Genomic DNA, 24,156 nt, shown 5'->3' on the forward strand with positions numbered 1-24,156 from the left:
GACCCCATGACCCAGACCCTCAGTGCCGCCCCGGCCGTGCTCCCGTCCCGCACCGCCGCGCGGCCGTCCGCGCGAGCGACGCGTCCGCTGCTGTGGGGCGGCGTCGTCGCGGGGCCGTTCTTCCTGCTCACCGGCATGGCCCAGGCCCTGACCCGGGACGGCTTCGACCTCGGCCGCAACGCGCTCAGCCAGCTCAGCCTCGGCGACCTCGGGTGGATCCAGGTCACCGCGTTCGCGCTGACCGCGCTCCTCGGCGCGGCGGGCGCGGCCGGCACGCGCCGCGTGCTGCGCGGCGGCCCGGGCGGCACCTGGGCGCCGCGCCTGATCGGCGTGTTCGCCGCGTCGTTCCTCGCCGCCGCCGTCTTCACCGCCGACCCCGGCGCCGGCTTCCCCGCCGGCACGCCCGACGACCGTGCCGCCTCGGTGAGCGGGCACGGGGCCGTGCACATGGCGAGCGGCATGGTGGGCTACCTTGCACTCTGCGCCGGACTGCTCGTGCTCGCACGCCACTTCGCCGCCCGGCAGGAACGCGGCTGGGCCATCGCCTGCCGTCTCCTCCCGGCCGGGGTCGTCGCCGGCTTCGCCGGGTCCGCCGTCTCCGTGCCGGCCTTCACCGCCGGAGCCGCGCTCGGCCTCATCGGGCTCTCCGCCGTCACCGCACGGCTGATGACACGGACGCCCGAAGCACGCTGAACCACCGCCCGCACCGTCGAACGGAGACCACGACATGACCGAGTCCGTGAAGGGCCCCGCCAGCTACTTCCCGTCGATCGAGAAGACGTACGGCCGCCCGATCGCCGAGTGGAAGGACCTCATCCGCTCCTCGCCCCTGAGCCGGCACACCGAACTCGTCACCTGGCTCAAGACCGAGCACGGGCTCGGCCACGGCCACGCCAACGCCCTCGTCAAGCACACCCTGGACGAGGACCGCGGCAGGTGAACCCCGCGTCGCCGGGAACGCGCTTGACCCTGCCCCCGGGGGCAGGGTTTAGCGTTCCTCCGAGGTGAGAGACGTGCGGATCGGCGAGCGGGCGTGACGACCGAGGCGGTGCGCTCCTACGAATCGCCGGGCCTGCTCGCTCCGGCGCGGCTGGCCAACGGATACCGGAACTACGACGAGCGCGACGTACGGCTCACGCGGGCGATCCGTGCACTGGCCGATCTCGGCATCCCCGCCGAGGGCACACGTCCGTTCCTGGAGTGCCTGGCCCTGGGACACTGGCACGCGGACGACTGCCCGGCCGCGCTGGCCAGGTACCGGGACGACATCGACGAGCTGACGCAGCGGATCGACGGTCTCACCGCCCGCCGCAACGGCCGCTTCCCGCCGGCCACCATGGGAGAGGAACCGATGACCGACCGCACGAGCCTGCCCGCCGGCCTGCCCGTCCCCGAGGACGACGGCGCCGCCGCGCACCTGCCCGGCATGGAGATGCCGCACCTGGAACTCCGGGGCACCGACGGCGCGACGGTCCGCCTCGACGCGCTGGGCGCGGGGCGCACGGTGCTCTACCTCTACCCGCTGACGGGCCGCCCCGGCACCGACCTGCCCGAGGGCTGGAACGCCATACCCGGCGCCCGCGGCTGCACCGCCGAGGCGTGCGGCTTCCGCGACCACCACCAGGACCTGCACGCGGCAGGCGCGGCCCGGGTGTTCGGCCTGTCCAGCCAGGACACCGACTACCAGCGCGAGGTCACCGAGCGGCTGCGCCTGCCGTTCCGGATGCTGTCCGACCCGGCACGGGACCTCGGCCGGGCGCTGCACCTGCCCACGTTCCGCACCGCCGACGGGCCGACGCTCTACAAGCGGCTCACGCTGATCGTCAGGGACGACCTGATCGAGCACGTCTTCTACCCGGTCTTCCCGCCGGACGAGCACGCGGACCAGGTCCTGGCCTGGCTGGGCGACAACCCGCTGTAGAGGCGGCGCCCCCGGTGCGGTCACGGCCGCAGGACGATGCGTCCCCTGATCGTGCCGGCCTCCAGGCGCCGGTGCGCCTCCGCGGCCTGCGACAGGGGCAGTTCCGCGGTGACGCGGGGGCGCCACGGCGTACCGCGCAGCAGGCGCGTCACGCCCGCCGCCGCGTCCGCCAGGTCGGCCGGTGCCGCGTTGCTGATCGCGAAGCCGGCGATGCCCGCGTCGCGCGTGTAGAGGGCGCCGAGCGGCAGTTCGGGCCGCGCCGTCATGCCGGCCATCGCCACGATGCGGCCGCCGAACGCGACCCGCTCGACGGCGGTGGCCAGGTCGGCCCGGCCGGACGTGTCGAGGTGGATGTCCACACCGTCCGGCGCGGCGGCCCGCAGGGCGTCGGCCAGGTCCGGGGAGCGGTGGTCGAGCACGGTGTCCGCGCCCAGCTCCCGTACGCGGGCGGCGTCATCGTCCCGCGCCGTCGCGATGACGCGGGCGCCCGCCGAGGCGGCGAGCGCGACGGCGGCGGAACCGACGTTCCCCGCGCCGCCGCCCACGTACACCGTCGTGCCGGGCGCCGCGAGCCCGCCGTGCCGGAACAGGGCGAGCCACGCCGTCGCCGCCGGATGCGCCGCCGCCACCAGGACGACGGGGTCCACGCCGTCGGGCACCGGGTACAGCCGGTCCGTCGGCACCACCGCGTACTGCGCGAACGACCCCTGCCGCCCGCCGTGCCCGAGGCTCGCGCACCACACCGGCCGCCCCGCGGGGAACGCGTGCGCCGCGCCGGGACCCGCCGCTGCGACCTCGCCGACGAGATCCCGCCCGATGACGAACGGCGCGGGCATCGGCGTGGGGTACGCCCCGGACCGCACGAAGGTGTCCACCGGGTTCGCCGCGACGGCCAGGACGCGGACCAGGACGTCGCCGGGGCCGGGAGCGGGCACGGGCAGCTCCCCGTACCGGATCGCCCCGGCAGGCCCCGGCCCGTCCACGTACGCCGCCCGCATGCGGGCCGGTGGGGAGAAGTCTGCGGTGTCGGGCACCGGGACAGGCTAGGACGGCCCTCGCCGCGCCGTACGGGGGGCGCGGCGTGTGGCGAGCCGTGGCGCCCCCGATCGGCCGCGCGACGAGGGTCAGCCGGGTACGCCCTCGGCCGTCCGCAGGGCCGCGCGGTACGTCCTGGCCGCCGCGCGCAGCGCCGTCTCCGGCTCCACGCCCGCGGCCTCCGCCTCGGCCGCGAGCGCCAGCAGCCGGTACCCGAAGCCCGCCGCGTCCCGGCCGCCCCCGTCCGCCCCGGGCAGCGGTACGGCGAGACCGCCCCGGCGCGCCCGGCCGGCGAGCTTCGCGGCCAGTGCCAGGGCCGGCTGGCCCAGCGGCACGCCGTCCGTGACCGAGGCGCGCCCCTTCTCCGCCGCCTTGGCCGCGAGCCACAACGCCTGCACGTCCTCGGGCGTCTCGGCCCGCGCGTCCCCGAACACGTGCGGGTGCCGGCGGACCAGCTTCGCCACGATGCCGCCCGCCACGTCGTCGATGCCGAACGGCTCGTCCGCGTCGTCCTCCGCGATCCGCGCGTGGAAGACGACCTGCAGCAGGACGTCGCCCAGTTCCTCGCGCAGCTCGGCGCGGTCGCCCGTCTCGACGGCCTCGACCAGCTCGTACATCTCCTCCAGGCCGTAGTGCGCCAGGTCGGCGGCGGTGCGCGTGGAGGCCCAGGGGCAGGCGGCGCGGATGCGGTCCATGACCTGCACCAGGTCGAGGAGGCGCGCGCCCGGCAGGTCGTACGAGCCGGGCAGCAGCTCCAGGTCCGGCACGGCGCCCGCGGCCCGCCCGGAGGAGGCGAGGGCGGCGAGCCCGTCCGTGAGCGGCCGCTCGCCGTCGGCCGCGGCCACGACGACGACCGTACGGCCGCCCGCGCACGCCGCCACCAGTTCGGCGGCCGTCGGCGCGGCCTCCCGGACGGCCACCCCGGCGTCCTCCAGGTACGGGAGCTGCGGGTGGTCGGCGTCGCGGCACAGCACCAGGTCGGCGCCCCGCAGCTCCCGCCACGCCGGCCACGACAGCAGGCCGGGCGCGACCCGGTGCGTCGTGGTCAGCAGGACGATGCGGCCCGGTCCCTGCTGGTCATCCTCGGTCGTCACCCGTCGAGCGTAACCGCAGGGCCGGACACGCCCCGGCTACGCGGCGGTCCCGTCGGCCGTGCCGGTCAGCCACGGCTGGTCGGCCTCGATGAGGGCGACCTGCTCCGGGCTCCACTCGCCGTAGCGCGGGTTCACCTCGACGCCGATCTCCTCGGCGGTCCGCGCCAGCACGTCCACGATCATCTGCCGGCCGTTCGGCGACCCCGTGGCGCCGATGCGCTCCGCGAGCCGCTGGAACAGCACCTGGCCGCGGAACTGCCGGTCGAGCTGCTCGTCACCGGCCAGCGGCAGCCCGCCGGCCTGCGCGAGCAGCGCCACCTGCGCGAGCGCCTCCGGGCTGCCCACCGTGTCCTCGGCGTCGCTCCTGGCCTGCTGCACGTCGCGCCGCGACACCTCGACCCCGGCGTCGGCCGCCGCGCGCTCCAGCACCTCGTAGTAGACGAGGAAGTCGACCGTGTCACGGGTGAGGGAGCCGCTGGCGGCGATCAGCTCGTCGCCGTTCGGCTGGGCGCGCTGCGCGTCCCGCACGGCCTCCACCTGCGCCTGGACGCTGGCCACCGTGATGCGCTCCCCGCCGACGACGGCCGCGGCGCCCGGATGGGCCCCGGTGGAACAGCCGGTCGCCAGCAGTGCCGTGACGGCGGCAGCGGCGGTGAGGGACAGTACGGACGCGCGACGCTTCACCTTGGCACTCCCGTGTGCGGAACCCGCTGAATCCTGCGGTACGTCAGTCGACGCGCTGATCCTATGCAGCGGGCACGGCGAAGGCCAGGGAGCGTCACCGGTGAGCCGGTGTCACTCCGCGCCGCCGATGCGGGACGCCCTGTTGCGGACCTTCACGCGCAACGCCTCGCGACGCGCGAACCGTTGCAGCGACCGGCCCTCCGCGCCCAGCTGCTCGGCGATCCGCGCTATCTCCAGCCACACCCGGGACCGCTGCCCGCCCACGCAGGCGGCGCCGCCCAGCATGCCGAGGGCGTCGCGCACCCGGCCGTGCCGCGCGTGGATCTCCGCCATGCCGATCAGCACGTCCGTCGAGTTGGTGGAGCGCCGCAGGATCTCCTTGCCGATGCGGAACGCGTTCTCCTCGCGCCCGGCCTTGAGCTGGTCGCGGAACTCGTCGGTGCGGTAGGCGACGTTCTGCCCGATGGCTACGGAGAAGCGGTGCCGCGCGGCCTCCCCGTCGTGCGCGACGACCTGGCCGGGCGCGGGGAGCGACAGGGCCGCCGACATGCGGGCGCTGAACGCGGGGATGTCGAACAGCTCCTCCACCTCGGCGTACCGCTCCTCGTCCACGTCCTCGGCGAGGACGGCGGCGAGCGCGTCGAGGGCCGCCTCGGGCGTGTACTCGGTGTAGGCGCGGTAGCCGCGGACGCCGTCCAGCACCTCGCGGGACCCGACGCGGTGGAACGTCGCGATCCGCAGCCGGTGCTGCACCGCCTCCACGACGGACAGCGGCATCGGGTCGTCCACGCTGGAGAGGAAGAACACGTCGGACGCGGCAAGTTCCTCGCGCACGCGGTCGCGCGCGAGCGCGCCCATCCACTCCACGCGGTCCGACAGCAGCGTCTTGCGCGCGATGCGGGGCGTCTTCCAGCCGACCCACGAGAACCGCCACGGCAGGCCGCGCGCGTGGGCCAGTTCGGCGACGCGGCTGAACAGGTCGACGCCCTTGCGGTCCTGCACCGTGCCGACCATCACCATGCGCGGCCGCTCCGAGACCGCCGCCGAGGCGCGGGTGCGGTGGATGTCGCGCGGCACCGTGTTGTAGATGACGATCGGGTCGGTGACGCCGAGCTGCCGGAACATGTCCGCCTGCGCCTTCGACACGCACAGCACGGTGAGGCGCGGCAGCAGCTTCAGCATCTCCGCGTGGCGCTCGGCGGACCGCTCCGACTCGTACGTGAAGACGTACTCGGTCTCGTGCGCGTACAGCACGACGCGGCGTCCGGCGTCGAGGAGGCCCTCGATCAGGCCGTTGGCGATCGGGGAGCGCCAGAACGGTGCCATGCTGTTGATCAGCACGATCTCGGCGTCGGCGAGGGCGTCGGCGGCGTGCTCCGGCTGCGGGAAGGCGGCCAGGTCGAAGTAGTGCACGTCCACGGGCGACTGCGCGATGAGGGCCTGCGTGTAGGTGAGCACCGGGACGGCGACGCCGGTGACGTACGAGAAGCTGACGCCGACGACCGCCAGCGTGGAGGGGCGCGCGGCGCGGCGTTCGACCTCGGCGAGGGCGCGTTCGGCCAGGGACGCGCCGGGGGCGTACGCGGTCCCGGCGCCGACCGGGCCGGTACCGGCGGCGGGGGTGCCGCCGGGCTCGGCGGGCCCCGCGGGCTCGGCCTCGTCGACCACCGTCATGATGGCGTCCGCCACGTCGTCGCGGAACGCGAGGAAGTGCTCCATGGGCGAACCGTGCTGGTTCGCCAGGAACTTGCGCGAGCGCCGCAGCCGCGACGCGACGGCGGACAGTTCCTCGGTCGTGCCGATGTTGCGCAGCAGCGGGTGGTGGACGGTCGGGAAGACGATGTTCAGAGCCTGCGGGTTGTACATGACCAGCGGGACACCGGCGCGCAGCGTCTGGAGGTAGGTCGTCGAGAAGAACGTGACGGCCAGGTCGTACTCGCCGAGCGCGTCCGCGTCGAGGAGCGTGTCGGCGTCCAGGGCCGTCACGTCGTCGGGCAGCCCGGTGGACAGCCAGGTGAGGTGCGCGGCCTGCGTCGACGGGTGCGGCTTGACGTCCACGCTGCCGTGCTCGCGCAGCGCCTCGATCATCTGCGCCAGTTCCTCGCGGTGCGCCGGGCGCGGCATCTTGCCCTGGTCGCCCAGCGGCTGGTCGAGGACGATGATCCGCAGCGGGGCGTCCGCCTCGCGGGTCGTGCGGTGCACCCCGGACCTGGCCGCCGTCAGCAGCACCGGGTCGTCGCTGTGCCCGAGGGCGCCGGTGATGTGCACGGGCGGACCGGCCTCGGGCGTGCGGAACGACACGTGCTGCGCCATCGCGGGACCCCACACGCAGACGGCGGCGGGGCGTGAGGCGCCGTAGTACCAGTTCTGGTCGCGGCGGGCCGAGCCGAGCTGCTTGTAGTGGAAGTCGAGGTGGCCGTCCTGGACGAGGACGACGGGGACGCGTTCGGTGAGGGCCTCGGTGACCTTCTTGCCGCGCCGCGACTGGTCGTTGAAGAGGATGACGCGGTCGATGCCGCGCTCCCGCGCGAAGCGGTCGGCGCGGACCGTGACGGCCTGGGCGAACTCGTCGTCGCTCATCGCCTCGCCGACCTCGAAGAGGTTGCGGACCGGTACGCCGGGCAGCCGCCGGTCGGCCTCCTCGGCGATCCAGCGGGCGACCTCGCCGTTCACATCGGCGGTGAAGACCGAGAACGTGTGCCCGGCGGCCCGGGGCGCGGCCATGATGCGCCGCGTGAGGTCCACGCCGTTGCGGTTCTCGACGAATACTGCGATGTGCATGGTGGTTACCAGTTCTCCCGGTCCGATGGTGTTGCGGGTGCGGCCGGCCCACTGCCGGACGGTGCGACGAGCGCCGGCTCGCGGGGCGCGGCCGGGGTCCGCTCCTGCTCGGCCGGGCCGGGCGCGGGGCGCAGCAGCCAGGCGGCGCGCGGCTGCACGAACGGCCGGGCGAGCCACTGGACCGGCCGTGAACCGAGCACGACGGTCGCCGCGAGGGCCACCGCGAGGACGGCGGCCGCCTCCGCGCCGGTGTCCATCCGCGCGAAGAAGTCGACATGGTGGAACTGCCGCAGGACGAGCGGGTGCAGCAGGTAGATGTACAGGCCGGCCGTGCCGAGGGACGTGAGCACCGGGACGTGGCCGCGGGGCACCAGGCGGATCAGCGCGAGCACCGCGACCGCGCCCCACAGGAGGACGGCGGCGCGGACGGGGAGACCCCAGACGAGGTCGTAACTGTCGGCGCTGTAGGGGCGCTTCATGGCGAGCCACACGGGTTCGAGCCGGTCGTCGACCAGCCAGGCGCCGCCGGCGAGGGCCGCGGTGACCAGGGCGGCGGCCCAGCGGGGGACGGCGTTCACGGCGTCGGCGAGACGCTGTTCGCGGGCCATCAGGTGGCCGAGGTAGAAGAACGGGAAGAACGTGATCGTCTGCGATGCGGCGAACTCGAAGCCGATGTCCTCGGCGAATCCCACGGCCAGTGCCGCGGCGACGGACCACGCCAGCGGGTACCGGACGGCCACGGCGTAGGGCAGGACCACTTTCCAGATGATGAGGGCGAGCAGGAACCACAGGGTGGCCACGGGCTCGGCGACGAAGAAATCCCAGTCGCCGTTCAGGATCCACAGCTGCAGGCTGGTGAGGAGCGAGAAAGCGGCGTAGGGAATGGCTATTCCGGTGATCACGCGCCCGGCGGCGCGCGCGGTCAGGGGAAGCGCCGTGGAGAAACGTCCGGATATGAACGCGAAGGCGGGAACCCCGAGCTGCCACGTGGCGTTGTACAGCCAGTGCATGAAGGGGAACTGGTCGCGCAGGGGGGTGATCGCATGGCCCACGAGAACGACGGTCGCCGCCACATAGCGGACGTTCTCCCAGAGCGGGTCGCGCGGCTTTCCGCCGTGTTGCTGCCTTGGCACCTTGCGCCTTCCACCGCGCTCGACTTCGTTCAACCGTGACGGGCTCGCGGAGGAGCACAGGTAACGAGAAGGGGACGTATTCTTCACCATTGCCGGAACGCGATCCTGCCGTGTTCCGACGGGCCTTGCGGAAGTGTGCCGGGAATCGTTCCGGACTCGCTCAATAGTGCGCAGAAAGAGTGGCCCGGGTGCAGCGCGAGAGTGAACTCGCGGTGAATTTCTGAAGGGTGGGCGCAGGGGGCGCCGTCCGGTCCTGCGGGCGGCGTCTGGGGGATGCGTGCCCCCGTCCCCTAGGGGTGGGTGCCGCGGCACCCGGAGCGCGGCCGGGGGAGGCGTTCATCCCGGCGGGCGACGAGACGGCGCGCGCCGCGCTCCTAGTCTTCCGGTACCGGGCCGGACCGTGGCCCGGGTGCATTCCGAACTGCCGGCAGGCGAAGGAGACCGAGCGTGGCTACGGCTGTGGTGAACCCGGCGACGGGGGGGAGCGGGCGTCACTCGGACGTGGCCGCACGGGCCGAGGGCGTCGTCAAGGCGTACGGGGCGGGCGAGACGCGTGTCGTGGCGCTGGACCGGGTGAGTGTGGACGTGGAACGGGGGGCGTTCACGGCGATCATGGGGCCGTCCGGCTCGGGGAAGTCCACCCTGATGCACTGCCTCGCCGGCCTGGACACGGTGACGGAGGGGCGCATCCACATCGGTGACACGGAGATCACCGGATTGAAGGACAAGAAGCTGACCCGGCTGCGGCGGGACCGGATCGGCTTCATCTTCCAGGCGTTCAATCTGCTGCCCACGCTGAACGCGCTGGAGAACATCACGCTGCCCATGGACATAGCCGGCCGCAAGCCCGACCGGGAGTGGCTGGACAAGGTCATCTCCACCGTCGGTCTCGCCGACCGCCTGAAGCACCGGCCCGCCCAGCTCTCCGGCGGACAGCAGCAGCGCGTCGCCGTCGCCCGCGCCCTCGCGAGCAGGCCCGAGATCATCTTCGGCGACGAACCCACCGGCAACCTGGACTCCCGCGCCGGCGCCGAAGTCCTCGCGTTCCTGCGTCGTTCGGTGGACGATCTCGGCCAGACGATCGTCATGGTCACCCACGACCCCGTCGCCGCCTCCTACGCCGACCGCGTCGTCTTCCTCGCCGACGGCCGCATCGTCGACGACATGCGCGACCCGACCGCCGACCGCGTGCTCGACCGCATGCGCGGCTTCGACGCCCAGGGGCGCACGTCATGACCGTCCTGAAGACCTCCCTGCGCAACTTCTTCGCGCACAAGGGCCGCATGGCCCTCTCGGGCATGGCCGTCGTGCTGTCCGTCGCGTTCGTCTGCGGCACGCTCGTCTTCACCGCCACGATGAATACGACGTTCGACAAGCTCTTCGCCAGCAGCGCGTCCGACGTGATGATCGCGCCCCCGTCGGAGGACGGCGAGGGCTCGGGCATCGACGACGGAGCGACCGACACCGGTGTCCCGCGCACGCTGCCCGCGGGCGTCGCCGACGAGGTGGCCGCCGTGGACGGCGTGGAACGCGTCACCGGGACCGTCTCCTCGACCTCCGTCGTCGCCGTGAACGACGAGAACGAGAACATCGGCCCCACCACGGGACCGCCCACGATCGCCGGCAACTGGACCGACGTCGAACTGCGGACCATGGAGATCACCGAGGGCGCCCCGCCGTCGGGTGCGGGCGAGGTCATGATCGACGGCGACACCGCCGACAAGCACGACCTCGCCATCGGCGACCCGCTCCGCCTGATCACCGTCGCCGGCGACCTCGCGGTGACCGTCAGCGGCATCGCCGACTTCACCATCACCAACCCGGGCGCCGCCGTGTTCTACCTCGACCTGGCCACGGCACAGCAGTACCTGCTCGGCGGCCAGGACGCCTACACCACCCTCTACGTCGACTCCACGGGCGCCGTCGGCGACGAGGCGCTGCGCGACGCCGTCGCCGCGGCCATCGGCGGCGACACGTACACGATCCAGACCGCCGACGAGTTCATCGAGGAGAACCAGGACAGCATCGGCGAGGTCCTGTCCGTCCTTCAGTACGTCCTGCTCGGCTTCGCCGGCATCGCGCTGCTGGTCGGCATCTTCCTCATCGTCAACACGTTCTCCATGCTCGTCGCGCAGCGGACCCGCGAGATCGGGCTGATGCGGGCGCTCGGGTCGAGCCGGCGGCAGGTGAACCGGTCGGTCCTCATGGAGGCGCTGCTCCTCGGCGTCGTCGGCTCGGTCATCGGCTTCGGCGCCGGCGTCGGCCTCGCGGTCGGCCTGATGGCCCTGATGAGCGCCATCGGCATGAACCTCAGCACCGGGGACCTCACCGTCGACGCGAGCGTGCCCGTCATCGGCGTCGTCCTCGGCGTCGTCGTCACGCTCCTCGCCGCCTGGATACCCGCCCGCCGCGCCGCCCGCATCAGCCCCATGGCCGCCCTGCGGGAGGCGGGCACGCCGGGCGACGTACGGGCGGGCCGCGTGCGGGCCGCGATCGGCGCCGTCCTCACCGTCGCAGGGCTCGGCGCGCTCGTGGTGGCGGCGCGCGCGGACGAGTCGTCCGCCGGCGCGGCGCCGCTCGCGCTCGGGGTCCTGCTGAGCCTGGTCGGCCTCATCCTCGCGGGGCCGGCGCTCGTCGGGTCCGTCGTACGGGGCATCGCCGCCGTCCTGCTGCGGGTGTTCGGGCCGGTGGGGCGCCTCGCCGAGCGCAACGCCCTGCGCAACCCGCGCCGTACCGGCGCCACCGCATCCGCCCTCATGATCGGCCTCGCGCTGGTCGCCGCCCTGTCGGTGGTCGGCTCGTCGCTCGTCGCCTCGGCGACGGAGGAGATCGACCAGGCGCTCGGCGCGGACTTCATCGTCCAGCCGTCCGTCCCCGCACCGGTCACCGCCGGGATCGGGGATGCCGTCGCGGACGTGGAGGGCATCGAGCGCGTGACGCCGTTCCGCGAGGCCGAGATCGCCGTCGACCTGCCGGCCGGCGGGCAGACGGACGTCCGCCTCGGCGCCGTGCCGCCCACCTGGGCGGACGACGTGCGGCTCGACGTCGTGGACGGCGACCTGGCGGACGCGCTGGCGCCCGGCGGCGTCTCCATCGACCCGGAGTTCGCGGCCGACGAGGGCCTGGGCGTCGGCGACAGCATCGACGTCACCTTCGCCGGCGACGCGACGGCGACCCTCACCATCGGCGCGATCGTGCCCTCGGACAGCGCGTTCCTCGGCGCCTGGTACATCGGGCTCGACACCCTTGAGGAGCACGTCCGTGCCCAGGACATGCCGCTGCCCGTCTTCTTCTTCGTGACCGCGGAGGACGGCCGGCAGGACGCGGTCGGCGCGGGCCTGGACGCGGCGATGGAGCCGTACCCGCAGATGGAGGTCATGGACCAGGCCGAGTTCAAGGACATGGTGCAGGACCAGGTCGGGATGCTCCTCAACATGGTCTACGGGCTGCTGGCCCTCGCGATCATCGTGGCCGTCCTCGGTGTGGTGAACACGCTCGCGCTCTCCGTCGTGGAGCGGACCAGGGAGATCGGCCTCATGCGGGCCATCGGCCTGTCGCGCCGGCAGCTCCGGCGCATGATCCGGCTGGAGTCGGTGGCGATCGCCCTGTTCGGGGCGCTGGTCGGCCTCGCGCTCGGCATGGCGTGGGGGGCGACGGCGCAACGGCTGCTGGTCCTGGAGGGGATGGACGTGCTGAGCATCCCGTGGGGGACGATCCTCGGGGTGTTCGCCGGGTCGGCGGTGGTCGGCCTGCTGGCGGCGCTGTTCCCGGCGTTCCGCGCGGGGCGGATGAACGTGCTCAACGCGATCGCGACGGACTGACCGGGCACGCCGGACCCTCCGGCCCGCCCCCGCCGGGACCCCGAATCCCGGCGGGGGCGGGCCGTTCCGTCCGTCCGCACGCCGTCGGGAGCGGGCCGGGTCAGAGGGCGGGCGCCGTCGATTCGCGGAGCAGGAAGTGCGGCGGGCGCAGCGCCGGCAGGGGAGTGGTGTCCGGGCGGCGCTCGCCGAGGAGCCGGAACAGCGCGGCGGCGGCGGTGCGCCCGAGGCCGGTGAGGTCCTGCGCGACCGTGGAGAGCGTGGGGTGCGTCAACTCGCCGAGCGGCAGGTTGTCGTAGCCGATGACCGACACATCGCGCGGCACGTCGAAGTCGAGTCGGCGGGCCGTGTTCATGCCGGCCAGGGCCATCGTGTCGTTCGCGTACAGGATGGCGGTGGGCCGTTCGTCCGCTGGGGCGAGGAGCAGGACGGTGGTGGCCGCCGCCGCGTCCTGGGCCGTGAAGTCGGCCGTCACGACGCGGGTGGGCCGCAGCCCGGCGTCCCTGAGCGTCGTCTCGAACGCGCGGCGCCGCACGATCGTGTGCACCCGGTCCGGAGGACCCGTCACCATGGCGATCCGCCGGTGGCCGAACTCCAGCAGGTAACTGACGGCCTCGCGGATGCCGTTCGCCTGGTCCGGGGCCTGGACGGGCACCACGGCGTCGTCCTCGCGCCACGGGGCGCCGACGAGGACGGCGGGCAGGCGCAGGTCCCGGAGCAGCGGGAAGCGGGGGTCGTTGACCCGGCTCTCGGTGAGGATCACGCCGTCGACCCGGCGTTCCCCGGCGAGGCGGCGGTAGGCGCGGATCTCGGCGTCCGGCTCCTCGCCGACGATGTGGAGGAGCAGGCCGTAGTCCGCCGGGGCGAGTTCGCGCTCTATGCCGGAGATGAGGACGGTGAAGTGCGGGTCGGCGGCGAGGAGGTCGGAGGACCGGCCGGCGACCATGCCGATCGCGCGGGTGCGCGCGCCGCGCAGGGCCACGGCGGTGGCGGACGGGGACCAGCGCAGTTTGTCGGCGGCGTCGAGGACGCGCTCCCGGGTGGCGGACGAGATGCCGCCGCGTCCGTTGACGACCTTGGAGACGGCGGACACGGAGACGCCGGCCAGGGCGGCCACATCGGCGATCGTCGGCTTGGCGGCGGCGGTGACGCCCGATCCCCCGGCGGCCGCGTCGCCGCCGTCCCTGCGTACCACCATGAGCGCCTCCCCGTCGTCAGGCCGTCACCGTACCAGCGGCGGAGTGGACGGGGACATGCCGAGAAAACGTTCTACCTTTCACCCTGGTGACCTCGACACTCTTCAAGTAAAACGATATACCTACCGATGGACGACAGCGGTGCCCCGAGAGGAACGGCCCCATGCAGCGCAACGCGGCGAAACTCCCCGACACCCCCCTCTGGGTCGGCGTCAACTTCTGGTCGAGGACCGGCGGCCCCCTCATGTGGCGCGACTACCGGCCGGACGTCATCGACGAGGAACTGACCGTGATGCGCGACCACGGCATCACCCTCACCCGGTCCTTCTTCTACTGGCCGGACTTCATGCCCGCCGAGAACACCCTCGACGAGCGGCTCCTCGCGCACTTCGACGACTTCCTCGACCGCCACCGCGCCCTCGGCATGACGACCATCCCCACGTTCATCGTCGGCCACATGTCGGGCCAGAACTGGGACCCCGCCTGGCGCGACGGCCGCGACATCTTCTCCGACGCCTCCTTCGTCGCCCAGCAGGAGTGGTACGTGCGGGAGCTGACCGCCCGCTGGAAGGGCCACCCGGCCGTCGCGGGCTGGCTCCTCACCAACGAGATACCGATCTACGCCCACTGGCAGTCCCGCGGCATCGGCACCGTGGACGCAGCCGCCGTCACCGCGTGGGCGAAGACCCTGATCGACGCGATCCGCTCCACCGGCGCGACCCAGCCCGTCTCGGTCGGCGACGGCGCGTGGGGCGTCGAGGTCACCGGCGCCGACAACGGTTTCCGCGTCCGCGACCTGACCCCGCTGATCGACTTCCACGGACCGCACGTCTACCGCATGGAGACCGACCAGGTGCGCCAGCACCTCGGCGCCGCCTTCATCTGCGAACTCCTCGACATCGGCGGCAAGCCCGTGATCATGGAGGAGTTCGGCCTGACCTCCGACTACGTGTCCGAGGAGAACGCCGCCCACTACTACCGGCAGCTCCTCCACAACACGCTGCTCGCCGGCGCCACCGGCTGGATCGCGTGGAACAACACCGACTACGACGACCTGTGGAACCAGGAGCCGTACAGCCACCACCCCTTCGAGATGCACTTCGGCCTCACCGACGACCGGGGCCGCCCGAAGGAGCAGCTCCGCGAGGTGCATCGATTCACCAAGGTGCTCGAACGCGTCGATGCCGCACGGCTCCTGCGCCCCGACACCGATGTAGCGATCGTCGTCTCCTCGTTCCTGGAGAACCGCTACCCCTTCACCCAGCCCGAGGACGCCGCGAGCGTCTTCGCCCACACGCGGCAGGCGTACGTCGCCGCCCGTGAGGCCGACCTCCCGGTCGGTGTCGCCCGCGAGGCGGACGGCCTCCCCGACGACTGCGCGCTCTACCTCCTGCCGTCCGCGAAGCAGCTCACCGCGCCCGGCTGGCGACACCTGGTCGCCCGCGCCGAGGCGGGCGCGACGGTGTACGCCTCGTACTTCACCGGTGAGCACGGCGTGCAGCGCGGACCGTGGTGGCCGAAGCTCGACGAGACGTTCGGCGTCACCAAGCGGCTGCGCTACGGCCTGACCGACCCCATCGTGGACGACGAGCTGCACATGGTGTTCCAGCGGGACTTCGGCACCATCCGCGCCGGCGAGGACCTCGTCTTCCCCGTCGCCGGGACCGAGAACTCGCGCAGCTATCTCCCCGTCGACCCCGCGGGCGCCGAGGTCATCGCCACCGACGCGCACGGCCGCCCCGCCCTGCTCTCGCACGCCAGGGGCGCCGGCCGCATGATCCTGTGCACCTACCCGATCGAGCACATGGCGGCGGTCACCCCCCGCGTCAACCCCGAGCCGACGCACCGCCTCTACGCGGCCCTCGCCGCCGAGGCCGGCGTCACGCCCGGCGTCACGGTCGACGACCCCCGCGTCCTGACCGGCCGGATGGACCACGAGGACGGGCGCGTGTTCGTCTGGTTCGTCAGCCAGCACGACGAACCGCTCACCGTCACCCCCGTGCTCGCCCCGGACGCCGGCACCCTGCGGGCACTCGACGGCGCCGCCGAGGCGCCGCTCACCGCGGTCACCCTGCCGCCGTTCGGCGTCACCGTCGCCGAACTCGCCTGACCGCCCGCCCCCGCACACAGCAGCACCAGGAGCACCGCCCCATGAAGATCGCATCGGCCCGGACCGTCGTCACGAGCCCGGGACGCAACTTCGTCACCCTCGTCATCACCACCGAGGACGGCATCACCGGTCTCGGCGACGCCACCCTCAACGGCCGTGAACTCGCCGTCGACGCCTACCTCACCGAGCACGTCGTGCCCCTGCTCATCGGCCGCGACGCCGGCCGCATCGAGGACACCTGGCAGTACCTCTACCGGGGCGCGTACTGGCGGCGCGGCCCGGTCACCATGGCCGCCATCGCCGCCGTCGACATGGCCCTGTGGGACATCAAGGCGAAGGCGGCCGGCATGCCGCTGTACCAGTTGCTCGGCGGCGCCTCCCGCTCCGGCGCGCTCGCGTACGGGCACGCGTCGGGCCGCGACGTCCCCGAACTGTTCGACTCGATCCGCGCCCACCTCGACGCCGGCTACCGCGCGATCCGCGTGCAGACCGGCATCCCCGGCCTCGACTCCGTCTACGGCGTCGCCGCGTCGGCGGCCGGCGGCGGCGAACGCTACGACTACGAACCCGCCCGCCGCACCGCGCTCCCCGTCGAGGAGACGTGGGACACCCGCGCCTACCTGCGGCACGTGCCGACCGTCTTCGAGGCGGTGCGCAACGAGTTCGGCCCGGAGCTGCCGCTCCTCCACGACGGCCACCACCGCATGACGCCGATCCAGGCGGGGCGCCTCGGCAAGGCCCTGGAGCCGTACGACCTGTTCTGGCTGGAGGACGCCACCCCGGGCGAGGACCAGGCGGCGCTGCGCCTCATCCGGCAGCACACCACGACGCCGCTCGCCATCGGCGAGGTCTTCAACTCGGTCCACGACTACACGACGCTGTTCCAGGAACGCCTCATCGACTACGTCCGCTCCGCCGTCACGCACACGGGCGGCATCACGGCGATGCGGAAGATCCTCGACATGGCCGCCGTGTACGGCATCAAGTCCGGCATGCACGGCCCCACCGACATCTCCCCGGTCGGCCAGGCCGCGGCCCTCCACCTGGACATCGCCGTCCACAACTTCGGCATCCAGGAGTACATGCGGCACTCGGCCGACACGCTGGAGGTGTTCGAGACGTCCTGCACCTTCACGGACGGCCTGCTGCACCCGTCGGACACGCCGGGGCTCGGCGTCGCTCTGAACGAGGAGGCGGCGGCGCGCTTCCCGTACAGCGCGGCGTACCTGCCGGTCAATCGTTTGACCGACGGCACGGTCCACGACTGGTGACGCCGCGCGGCGGTCGTCCGCGCTGGTCACGGGGGCCGCGGATGGCCGCCCGCCGCAGGGGCGGCCGGCCTGGCACGGTAAACGATGTACGGCCGTGCCGGGCAGCCCGCGGGCGCGCCGATCGGCGACGAGGCAGGGCGCGTCGTTGACGGGTGGCTCGGTCTCGTACACCGCCCGGGCGTCGCTGGTCGTCGCGGTACGTCTCAGCCGGGCGCCGGCCCGCACCAGGAGTCCGGGCGCCTCCGTCGGCGCGCGGTCGACGGGCCGTTCCCGCGGGTGGGCCTCCGCTGCCGGGGAGTTCGGCGAGCCCGTCGCGCGATCCGCTCCGCCCGCCCGGGCATAGGGTGATGAGGCGGATCATGAGCCGCGGGTCGCCCGGGTGTGCCCCTGGGGCCGGGCGGTGACGGGAGGGGGCGCCGGTGATACGGGTGCTGTTGGCGGAAGACGTGCGCGTGCTGCGGGAGGCGCTCGCGGAACTGCTCGGGTACGAGGACGACATCGAGGTCGTGGCAGCCGTCGACCGGGGCGATGCCGTCGTCCCGGCCGCACTGCGTCACCGGCCGGACGTCGCCGTGATCGACATCGAGATGCCCGGGCTGAACGGGCTCGACGCGGCGGCCCGGCTGCGGCGCGAGCTGCCCGGCTGCCGGACTCTGGTGCTGACCGGCGTGGGGCGGCCGGCGCACCTGCGGCGCGGGGTGGAGGAGGAGGTGGCGGGATTCATGCTCAAGGACTCCGGTCCGCGCGATGTGGTCGGGGCGATCCGTACGGTGGCCGCGGGCGGACGGATCATCGACCCCCAGCTCGCCTACGCCGCGCTGGCGTCCGCCGGCAGCCCGCTGACCGAGCGGGAGACGGAGGTGCTCCGGCACACCGCCGCGGGCGCGACTCCGCGCGAAGTGGCCGCCGCGCTCAATCTGACCTATGGCACGGTCCGCAACTACCTTGCCTCAGCGGTGACCAAGCTCGACGCCAGGAACCGGGTCGACGCGATCCGCATCGCGGCCGAGGCGGGCTGGGTCTAGCCGGCCGGGGTCCGCGACGCCGGGGCCGATCTGTGCCGTCAGCGCGAAACGGTCACTGTCCGCTTCGGTGCCGAGTCGTCCGCCGGCCGCCGTGAGCCGGGCGGCGAGGCCGGCCAGGCCGGTTCCGGCGGGCTCGGCGGTCGCGCGGCCGGTGCCCCCGTCGTTGACCACCCGCAGCCGTGCCGTTCCGTCCCGCACGGTCAGCGATATCCGGCAGACGCCGGCGGCGGAGTGCCGTATGACGTTGGTGACCGCCTCCCGCAGCACCATGGCCAGCAGGGCGCCGGCGCCGGGCGGCAGGGCGTCGGTGTCCACCGTCACCTCGGTCCGGATCCCCGAGGCGCTGAGCAGGGAGCGGACGGCCTCGAGTTCCTGTCCGAAGTCCAGGTCGGGGGTTGCCGAGGTCACCGTACGGATCTCCGCGAGTCCCCGCTCGGCGAGCCCCCGCAGCTCCCGCATCTCGTGTCGTGCCCTCGCCGGATCGGTGTCGACCAGCCGGGCGATCAGCTCGCATTTGAGTCGGATCCCGGTGATGCCGAGTCCGAGGAGGTCGTGGACGTCCCGTGCGACCCGCAGCCGTTCGCGGACGACCGCGAGCCGGGTCAGGCCCTCGCGGGCCTCGGCGAGGGCACGTGCCGCCTCGGGCAGGCGGCAGTAGGCGTACACCTGGCTCAGGCTCGCGACCAGGCTCGCGAGCAGGTAGACACCGTCGCCCGGGGTGGAGCCCGGCGGCAGCGCCAGCAGCAGTTGGCCCGACACGACCAGCACCACGACGATGGACCACGGCGGGCGGCAGCGGTACAGCACCGCGCCGGCCATCAGCACGACCACCGGGACGAAGGGCAGGCCGGTGAGCGCGACGGCGGCCATCAGCAGCACGGCGTGGAAGGGAAGCGTCAACAGCCACCGGCGCGGCGTGCGCCCGGCCGCCGGTGGCGCGCCGTGGTACATCTGCAGCGCGCCGGACACGAGAAGTACGAGCACCCCGACCGTCCAGTCGATGGCGTCCGGATCGGCGTAGAAGGCGAGGTTCACCAGCACCAGCAGGGTGGCTCCGAGCGTTGCCGCCAGGGTGAAGGACCGGGCGAGCCGCGGTGAGACCACGGTTTCCGGCAGGGCGTCGCGTGCCGCCGGACGCGGCGGGATCTCCCGTGCCGTGTCCATGACCGACCGGGCCGCGCGGGCCGCGCGGTGGGCGTGTGCCGCCATCTCGGCCAGCCTCGCCCGTGCGTCCGGACCGTCCACCCCGGGCTCGCTCAACCGGAGCACCGCGGACAGGTCCGCGCCCACCTCGGCACGCAGGTGGGCGGCGTTGTCGTGCCGCTCCCCGGCGACGGCGAGCGCCGTATGAGCGGTGCGCTCGGCGACGACCCGCCGCGTCAGATCGGCCAGCAGCATCATGCCCAGCAGGTTCGTCGCGACCAGGACATCGATGACCAGCCTGCCCACCGGGGCCAGCCGAGGCACCCCCGCTTCCTGGAACAGGGCACTCAGGCCGATGTCCGCTGCGAGCAGGAGCACGGACGCCGGCACGGAGGCGCGGCGCGGCAGGGCGAACAGCGCCGAGGCGACGGCTGCTCCGGCGACCGGACCCCAGATCCCGCCCAGCACCAAATAGGGCGCGAGCGCCAGCAGGGCCTGAATGCCCAGCACACCGACGCAAGCGCGCCGGGGCAGCCGTCCCGAGGCGATCACGAGCAGCGAGGCGGCGAGCGAGCCGATCGCCACCACGGCGATGACGCCCGCCGTCCCCGTGACCGCTGACGGTCCGTAGTCGCCGGAGAAGACGAATCCGCTCCGGCCCACGCACCAGGCGACGAGAGCGACGATCAGCAGAGAAGCGGCCAATCGCGGTCTTCGCCGCACTCCGCCTCCCCGACCTCGGTGAACTGCACATTGCACAGGCAGGACAGGCGTCTGTCAATGTCGCCGGCTGCACTCGGCCGACCAGCCGGTGCATCACACACTGTCGTCGGCCCGGTGCGCACGAGAGGGTTGGGACATGACCGAGAACAGCGAGATCCGGACCTTCAGGATCGACATACCCGACAGCGCCCTCACCGATCTGCGTGAGCGGTTGGAGCGGACGAGATGGACGGACCCGGCGCCGGACTCCGCCTACGGCGTGCGCCTGGACGACGTGCAGCGGCTGACCGAGCACTGGCGTTCCGCATTCGACTGGCGTGGCCAGGAGGCGCGCATCAACGCGTACCCGCAGTTCACCACCACCATCGACGGGCAGAACATTCATTTCCTGCACGTGCGGTCACCGGAAGCGGACGCGATGCCCCTGATCCTCACGCACGGCTGGCCCGGGTCGGTCGTGGAGTTCCTGGACGTGATCGGGCCTCTGACGGACCCCGCCGCGCACGGCGGGGATCCGGGGGACGCGTTCCACCTGGTGATCCCTTCGCTGCCCGGCTTCGGTTTCTCGGGTCCGACCACGGACGCGGGCTGGGGCACCGAGCGGACCGCCGCGGCCTGGGCCGAGTTGATGACGCGGCTGGGATACGGGCGTTACGGGGCACACGGGAACGACGCGGGCTCCATGATCTCGCCACGGCTGGCCGGCCACGCGCAGGACCGCGTCGTGGGCGCGCACGTGACGCAGGTGTTCTCGTTCCCGTCCGGCGATCCGGCGGAGTTCGCCGGGATGTCCGAACAGGACATGGCCCAGATGCAGCAGTTGCAGTGGTTCCTGGACTCCAAGTTCTCCTTCAACCAGCTCCACTCCCAGCAACCGCAGACCCTGGCGCACGCGCTGGCCGACTCGCCGGCCGGACTGCTCGGCTGGATGCTGCAGCTGATGGACGACGAGGCCATGGGCGGCAGGCGGCTGGATGACGACTTCGTGATCACCAACGCCGCCATCCACTGGCTCACCAACACCGCCGGTTCCTCGATCCGCTTCTACTACGAGGACGCCAACAGCGCCCCCGCGCCTGCCGAACCGAGCACCTTCCCCCTCGGCCTCGCGGGCTTCGCGGGCGACTTCTCAGGTGTCCGGCGCTTCGCCGAGCGCGACCACAAGAACATCACCCAGTGGCATGTCCACGACGCTCCCGGGGGGCACTACGCCGCTCATCTGGAGCCGGAACTGCTCACCTCCGACATCCGGGGCTTCTTCCGCCCCCTGCGCTGAGGAGCGCGGCGGTGCCGTGGGTGGCGGTCCCACCCAGGGGCGGTCACGTGCCGGTGTCCGCAGGCTCCCGCCGGGGGGCTTCGACGGCCGGGAGCCCCCGCACCGGCTTCACGGCACGGACGCTCCGTGCCGTGAAGCCGTACCCGCCGGGTCAGGCGCTCACGAACAGGCAGAACGGGTGCCCGGCCGGGTCGAGCAGCACCCGCCAGCGCTCCGCGTCCGGCTGGGACGACGGCTCGGTCGCGCCCAGGGACAGCATCCGGGCCTGGGCCGCGTCGAGGTCGGCGACGCCGAATTCGAGGTGCGACTGCTTCTCGCACTCCGGGTCGGGCCACGTCGGGCGGCGGTAGTTCTCGATGCGGCAGAACGCGATGCCCGGCGAGCCCTCCCGCCCGATCATGATCATCTCGTCGCTGCTCATCAGCACCGGCAGGCCCAGGGCCTCGGACCAGAAGCGGGCGAGCGCGGCCGGGTCGTCGCAGTCGAAACTCACGCCCACCCAGTCGATCTTCGGCGTCGCGGTCGTGTTCTCGGGGGTCTGTGTCGTCATGCGCAGGACCCTAGGACCCGATGCGGACGACTTCTGTCCTGGTCGTGCCACCCGCAGACTGGGCGGTGTGATCAGCACTTCGGCCCGCCTCCTGAAACTCGTGTCACTGCTGTCCGCCCGGCCCGCCTGGACGGCCGGCGAACTGGCCGACCGCATGGCCGTCACCCCGCGCACCGTGCGCCGCGACATCGCCCGGCTCCGCGACCTCGGCTACGGCGTCGAGTCCGACGCCGGCCCGTGGGGCGGCTACCGCCTCAGCCCCGGCACGCGCCTCCCGCCCCTGAGCCTCGACGACGAGGAGGCGCTCGCGGTGACCGTCGGGCTGCGGGAGGCGGCGTTCAGCGGGGTGCTCGGCGGTGGGGAGGCGGCCCTGTCCGCGCTGCTCAAGCTGAGGCAGGTCCTGCCGCGCCGGGTCGCGGAGCGGCTGAACGCGATGGACGGCGCGTTCGTCCACACCGCGTGGCCCGCCGAACAGCAGGTCGCCGCGGCCGTCCTGCTCGACCTCGCCACCGCCTGCCGGCATGCCGAACGGGTCCGGCTGTCGTACCGCGACCGCCTGGGGCGGGCCACGCGCCGGGACGTCGACCCCTACCGGCTGGTGCGGGCGGGCCGGCGCTGGTATCTCGTCGCCGTGGACGTGGCGAAGGGGGAGTGGCGCACGTTCCGCGCGGACCGGGTCGAGAAGGCGGTGGGCACGGGGCGGCCGGTGGCGCTCGGCGGTGATCTGCCGGACCCGGCCGCGCTCGTGGGGAGGATCCGGACCCCGGTCGGCTACCCGCTGTGCGCGACGGTGCGGCTGGCCGTGCCGCTCGACGAGGCGCTGCGCCTCGTGCCGTCGAGTGTCGGGACGCACCGGGAGGACGGCCCGGACGCCACCGTCGTCGAGATCGGGGGCACGGACGCGGACGGCATGGCCCGGTACCTGTTGGGTCTTGCGACGCCGCTGCGGGTCCTGGCACCGGACGGCGTGCGTGCCGCGGTCGTCCGCCGGGCGCGCGAACTGGTCGATATGAACGAGAACGTGAGCGATGCGACGGTCGTTCAGGACGAGCGGGCCGACGACCCGGCGGTGTGAACGTGCGGGTCCACTTGGCGTCGGGCCACCGTGTACCCCGGCGGACCAGCGGAAATCCGCTGTCGCTCGCATGCACGCGGCACCTACGATGCGGCCGTGATCGTCATACTTATGCCCGCCCTGAGTGCGCGGCCGCTCTGCGGAGCGGCATGACGGCCGCCGCTGCGCCGCTGCTGTGGCTGTACGGGCCGCCGGGTGTCGGGAAGTCCACGGTCGGCTGGGAGATCCACAGCCGGCTGGCCACAGCGGGTGTCCCGGTCGGATTCGCCGACGCCGACCAGCTCGGCCTCTGCTACCCCACCCCTGCGGACGACCCGGACAACCACCGGGTCAAGGCCGCGAACCTGGCCGCCGTGTGGCCGAACCTCCTGGCCACCGGGGCTCGGTGCATCGTTTTCTCCGGCGGGGTGACGGAGCCCGGCCGCGTCCACCAGTACATCGACGGGCTGCGACCCGCGGCAGCCGTGACGCTCTGCCGGCTGCGGGTCCGGACCACCGAACTGCGTTCCCGCCTGCCGCGCCGCGGCTGGTCACCGGACCTCGTGGCGGCGTCCGTCACCGAGGCGCGGGACCTGGACGGGGGCGAGGAGTTCGCCGACCTGTGCGTGACGACCGACGGCCTGTCGGTGGGCGAGGTGGCCGAGACGGTCCTGCGACAGGCGGGCGGCTGGCCCGGCACGGGAGTGAGCCGATGACCGACAACGTTGTACCTGTGCTGTGGATCGACGGTGCCGAATGCACCGGCAAGTCCGTCGTGGCCTGGGAGGTCTTCGCGCGGATCTGGCACGGCGGCCCGGTCAAGCCGGGGTACATCGATTTCGCGCAGATCGCCTTCGCCGCACCGCGGCCGCCCGACGACCCGACCGGCAGACGGCTGCGCCAGGCCAATGTGATGGCGATGTGGAAAACGTTCTACGCCGCCGGCGCGCGCTGTCTCGTCCTGTCGGGCGCGGCGGACGACCGGGTCGGCGAGGCCCCCGGGAACGACGGCACGCCTCCCGCCGTCCCGTTCGACCTGCCCGGGATGGCCGTCACCCGCTGCCGTCTCCGCGCCTCCGCGGACGTGCTGCGGGACCGCGTGTTCCGGCGCGGACGGGGAGACGGCGGGGGGCCGCAGCTCCCCGGCGACACCCTGCTCGGCCTTCCCGACGAAGCCCTGGAAGTGCGCGCGCGAAGGGCTGTCCGCGAGGCGGCCCGCCTCGACGCGACCGACACCACCGCTCTCGTTGTGGAAAACGATGCACTCAGCCCGGCGGAAGTGGCCGCCCGGATCATCGCCGCCACCAACTGGCCTGCCGGGGGCGGCACCCACGAGTAGAGT

20 protein-coding genes are annotated in these 24,156 nt (G+C 73.2%); 12 read left to right on the plus strand and 8 right to left on the minus strand.

The window, feature by feature from the left end; translation table 11 throughout:
- The first annotated feature begins 6 nt into the window (after positions 1-6).
- From EMA09_RS18825 to EMA09_RS18835, 3 genes are all read left to right on the plus strand, one after another.
- On the plus strand, positions 7-693 hold the full coding sequence (locus EMA09_RS18825; protein WP_129842179.1) for a DUF998 domain-containing protein: 687 nt from the start codon (positions 7-9) through the stop codon (positions 691-693).
- Between the two features lie 34 nt (positions 694-727).
- The gene (locus tag EMA09_RS18830) at positions 728-940 is read left to right on the plus strand and encodes a DUF4287 domain-containing protein (RefSeq protein WP_129842180.1); all 213 of its coding nucleotides are present in this window, start codon (positions 728-730) and stop codon (positions 938-940) included.
- A gap of 93 nt (positions 941-1,033) precedes the next feature.
- Positions 1,034-1,921, plus strand: a complete 888-nt coding sequence (locus EMA09_RS18835) for a redoxin family protein (RefSeq protein WP_129842181.1) — start codon at positions 1,034-1,036, stop codon at positions 1,919-1,921.
- 20 nt (positions 1,922-1,941) lie between these two features.
- Here the strand turns inward: EMA09_RS18835 and EMA09_RS18840 are convergent, their stop codons facing one another.
- The 5 genes from EMA09_RS18840 to EMA09_RS18860 form a co-directional block, all read right to left on the minus strand.
- Positions 1,942-2,919, minus strand: coding sequence for an NADPH:quinone reductase (locus tag EMA09_RS18840; protein ID WP_129844129.1), 978 nt, complete (start codon positions 2,917-2,919; stop codon positions 1,942-1,944).
- Positions 2,920-3,045: 126 nt separating this feature from the next.
- Positions 3,046-4,050 (minus strand): nucleoside triphosphate pyrophosphohydrolase, encoded by a 1,005-nt coding sequence (locus EMA09_RS18845; RefSeq protein ID WP_129842182.1) that lies wholly within the window; start codon positions 4,048-4,050, stop codon positions 3,046-3,048.
- Between the two features lie 36 nt (positions 4,051-4,086).
- A complete protein-coding gene (locus EMA09_RS18850) occupies positions 4,087-4,734 on the minus strand; it encodes a SurA N-terminal domain-containing protein (RefSeq protein WP_129842183.1) in 648 nt (215 codons plus the stop codon).
- A gap of 111 nt (positions 4,735-4,845) precedes the next feature.
- Positions 4,846-7,515, minus strand: a complete 2,670-nt coding sequence (locus EMA09_RS18855; protein WP_129842184.1) for a glycosyltransferase family 4 protein — start codon at positions 7,513-7,515, stop codon at positions 4,846-4,848.
- Positions 7,516-7,520: 5 nt separating this feature from the next.
- Positions 7,521-8,648, minus strand: a complete 1,128-nt coding sequence (locus EMA09_RS18860; RefSeq protein WP_168220765.1) for an acyltransferase family protein — start codon at positions 8,646-8,648, stop codon at positions 7,521-7,523.
- Positions 8,649-9,095: 447 nt separating this feature from the next.
- Here EMA09_RS18860 and EMA09_RS18865 point away from each other — a divergent pair, with 447 nt between their 5' ends.
- Positions 9,096-9,884, plus strand: coding sequence for an ABC transporter ATP-binding protein (locus EMA09_RS18865; RefSeq protein WP_129842186.1), 789 nt, complete (start codon positions 9,096-9,098; stop codon positions 9,882-9,884).
- Positions 9,881-12,469, plus strand: a complete 2,589-nt coding sequence (locus EMA09_RS18870; RefSeq protein ID WP_129842187.1) for an ABC transporter permease — start codon at positions 9,881-9,883, stop codon at positions 12,467-12,469. Before EMA09_RS18865 ends, EMA09_RS18870 begins: the two co-directional genes overlap by 4 nt.
- A gap of 100 nt (positions 12,470-12,569) precedes the next feature.
- Here the strand turns inward: EMA09_RS18870 and EMA09_RS18875 are convergent, their stop codons facing one another.
- Positions 12,570-13,664, minus strand: a complete 1,095-nt coding sequence (locus EMA09_RS18875; RefSeq protein ID WP_129842188.1) for a LacI family DNA-binding transcriptional regulator — start codon at positions 13,662-13,664, stop codon at positions 12,570-12,572.
- A gap of 161 nt (positions 13,665-13,825) precedes the next feature.
- Here EMA09_RS18875 and EMA09_RS18880 point away from each other — a divergent pair, with 161 nt between their 5' ends.
- The 3 genes from EMA09_RS18880 to EMA09_RS18890 all read left to right on the plus strand — a co-directional run bounded on the left by EMA09_RS18880 (position 13,826) and on the right by EMA09_RS18890 (position 18,068).
- Complete coding sequence (locus EMA09_RS18880) at positions 13,826-15,772, plus strand: cellulase family glycosylhydrolase (RefSeq protein ID WP_129842189.1); 1,947 nt, start codon at positions 13,826-13,828, stop codon at positions 15,770-15,772.
- Entirely contained in the window at positions 15,769-17,043 is a 1,275-nt protein-coding gene (manD, locus tag EMA09_RS18885) for a D-mannonate dehydratase ManD (RefSeq protein WP_276324216.1), read from the plus strand. The genes EMA09_RS18880 and manD overlap by 4 nt, the downstream gene beginning before the upstream one ends.
- Before the next feature lie 419 nt (positions 17,044-17,462).
- A complete protein-coding gene (locus tag EMA09_RS18890) occupies positions 17,463-18,068 on the plus strand; it encodes a response regulator transcription factor (RefSeq protein WP_129842191.1) in 606 nt (201 codons plus the stop codon).
- On the opposite strand, the gene EMA09_RS18895 is transcribed toward EMA09_RS18890, so the two are convergent.
- Entirely contained in the window at positions 17,994-19,916 is a 1,923-nt protein-coding gene (locus EMA09_RS18895; protein ID WP_129842192.1) for a histidine kinase, read from the minus strand. The two genes, EMA09_RS18890 and EMA09_RS18895, sit on opposite strands and share 75 nt — an antisense overlap.
- A gap of 154 nt (positions 19,917-20,070) precedes the next feature.
- On the opposite strand from EMA09_RS18895, the gene EMA09_RS18900 reads away from it, so the two are divergent.
- Positions 20,071-21,210, plus strand: a complete 1,140-nt coding sequence (locus EMA09_RS18900) for an epoxide hydrolase (protein ID WP_129842193.1) — start codon at positions 20,071-20,073, stop codon at positions 21,208-21,210.
- 151 nt (positions 21,211-21,361) lie between these two features.
- On the opposite strand, the gene EMA09_RS18905 is transcribed toward EMA09_RS18900, so the two are convergent.
- Positions 21,362-21,760: a VOC family protein gene (locus EMA09_RS18905; protein WP_129842194.1), complete on the minus strand. Its 399-nt coding sequence runs from the start codon at positions 21,758-21,760 to the stop codon at positions 21,362-21,364.
- Positions 21,761-21,827: 67 nt separating this feature from the next.
- Between EMA09_RS18905 and EMA09_RS18910 the strand changes: the two genes are divergently transcribed.
- The 3 genes from EMA09_RS18910 to EMA09_RS18920 all read left to right on the plus strand — a co-directional run bounded on the left by EMA09_RS18910 (position 21,828) and on the right by EMA09_RS18920 (position 24,153).
- A complete protein-coding gene (locus EMA09_RS18910) occupies positions 21,828-22,835 on the plus strand; it encodes a YafY family protein (RefSeq protein ID WP_168220766.1) in 1,008 nt (335 codons plus the stop codon).
- A 149-nt stretch (positions 22,836-22,984) separates the two neighbouring features.
- Positions 22,985-23,530: an AAA family ATPase gene (locus tag EMA09_RS18915; protein WP_129842196.1), complete on the plus strand. Its 546-nt coding sequence runs from the start codon at positions 22,985-22,987 to the stop codon at positions 23,528-23,530.
- Complete coding sequence (locus tag EMA09_RS18920; RefSeq protein WP_129842197.1) at positions 23,527-24,153, plus strand: hypothetical protein; 627 nt, start codon at positions 23,527-23,529, stop codon at positions 24,151-24,153. Before EMA09_RS18915 ends, EMA09_RS18920 begins: the two co-directional genes overlap by 4 nt.
- Positions 24,154-24,156: the final 3 nt, after the last annotated feature.

This window comes from Streptomyces sp. RFCAC02 (assembly GCF_004193175.1).
GTDB lineage: Bacteria > Actinomycetota > Actinomycetes > Streptomycetales > Streptomycetaceae > Streptomyces.

Excerpts from the sequence above, each read along its gene's own strand:
- EMA09_RS18825 (WP_129842179.1), top strand. The coding sequence starts at position 7 with ATGACCCAGACCCTCAGTGCCGCCCCGGCCGTGCTCCCGTCCCGCACC.
- EMA09_RS18830 (WP_129842180.1), top strand. The coding sequence starts at position 728 with ATGACCGAGTCCGTGAAGGGCCCCGCCAGCTACTTCCCGTCGATCGAG.
- EMA09_RS18840 (WP_129844129.1), bottom strand. The coding sequence starts at position 2,919 with ATGCGGGCGGCGTACGTGGACGGGCCGGGGCCTGCCGGGGCGATCCGG.
- EMA09_RS18855 (WP_129842184.1), bottom strand. The coding sequence starts at position 7,515 with ATGCACATCGCAGTATTCGTCGAGAACCGCAACGGCGTGGACCTCACG.
- EMA09_RS18870 (WP_129842187.1), top strand. The coding sequence starts at position 9,881 with ATGACCGTCCTGAAGACCTCCCTGCGCAACTTCTTCGCGCACAAGGGC.
- EMA09_RS18875 (WP_129842188.1), bottom strand. The coding sequence starts at position 13,664 with ATGGTGGTACGCAGGGACGGCGGCGACGCGGCCGCCGGGGGATCGGGC.
- EMA09_RS18880 (WP_129842189.1), top strand. The coding sequence starts at position 13,826 with ATGCAGCGCAACGCGGCGAAACTCCCCGACACCCCCCTCTGGGTCGGC.
- EMA09_RS18900 (WP_129842193.1), top strand. The coding sequence starts at position 20,071 with ATGACCGAGAACAGCGAGATCCGGACCTTCAGGATCGACATACCCGAC.
- EMA09_RS18905 (WP_129842194.1), bottom strand. The coding sequence starts at position 21,760 with ATGACGACACAGACCCCCGAGAACACGACCGCGACGCCGAAGATCGAC.
- EMA09_RS18915 (WP_129842196.1), top strand. The coding sequence starts at position 22,985 with ATGACGGCCGCCGCTGCGCCGCTGCTGTGGCTGTACGGGCCGCCGGGT.
- EMA09_RS18920 (WP_129842197.1), top strand. The coding sequence starts at position 23,527 with ATGACCGACAACGTTGTACCTGTGCTGTGGATCGACGGTGCCGAATGC.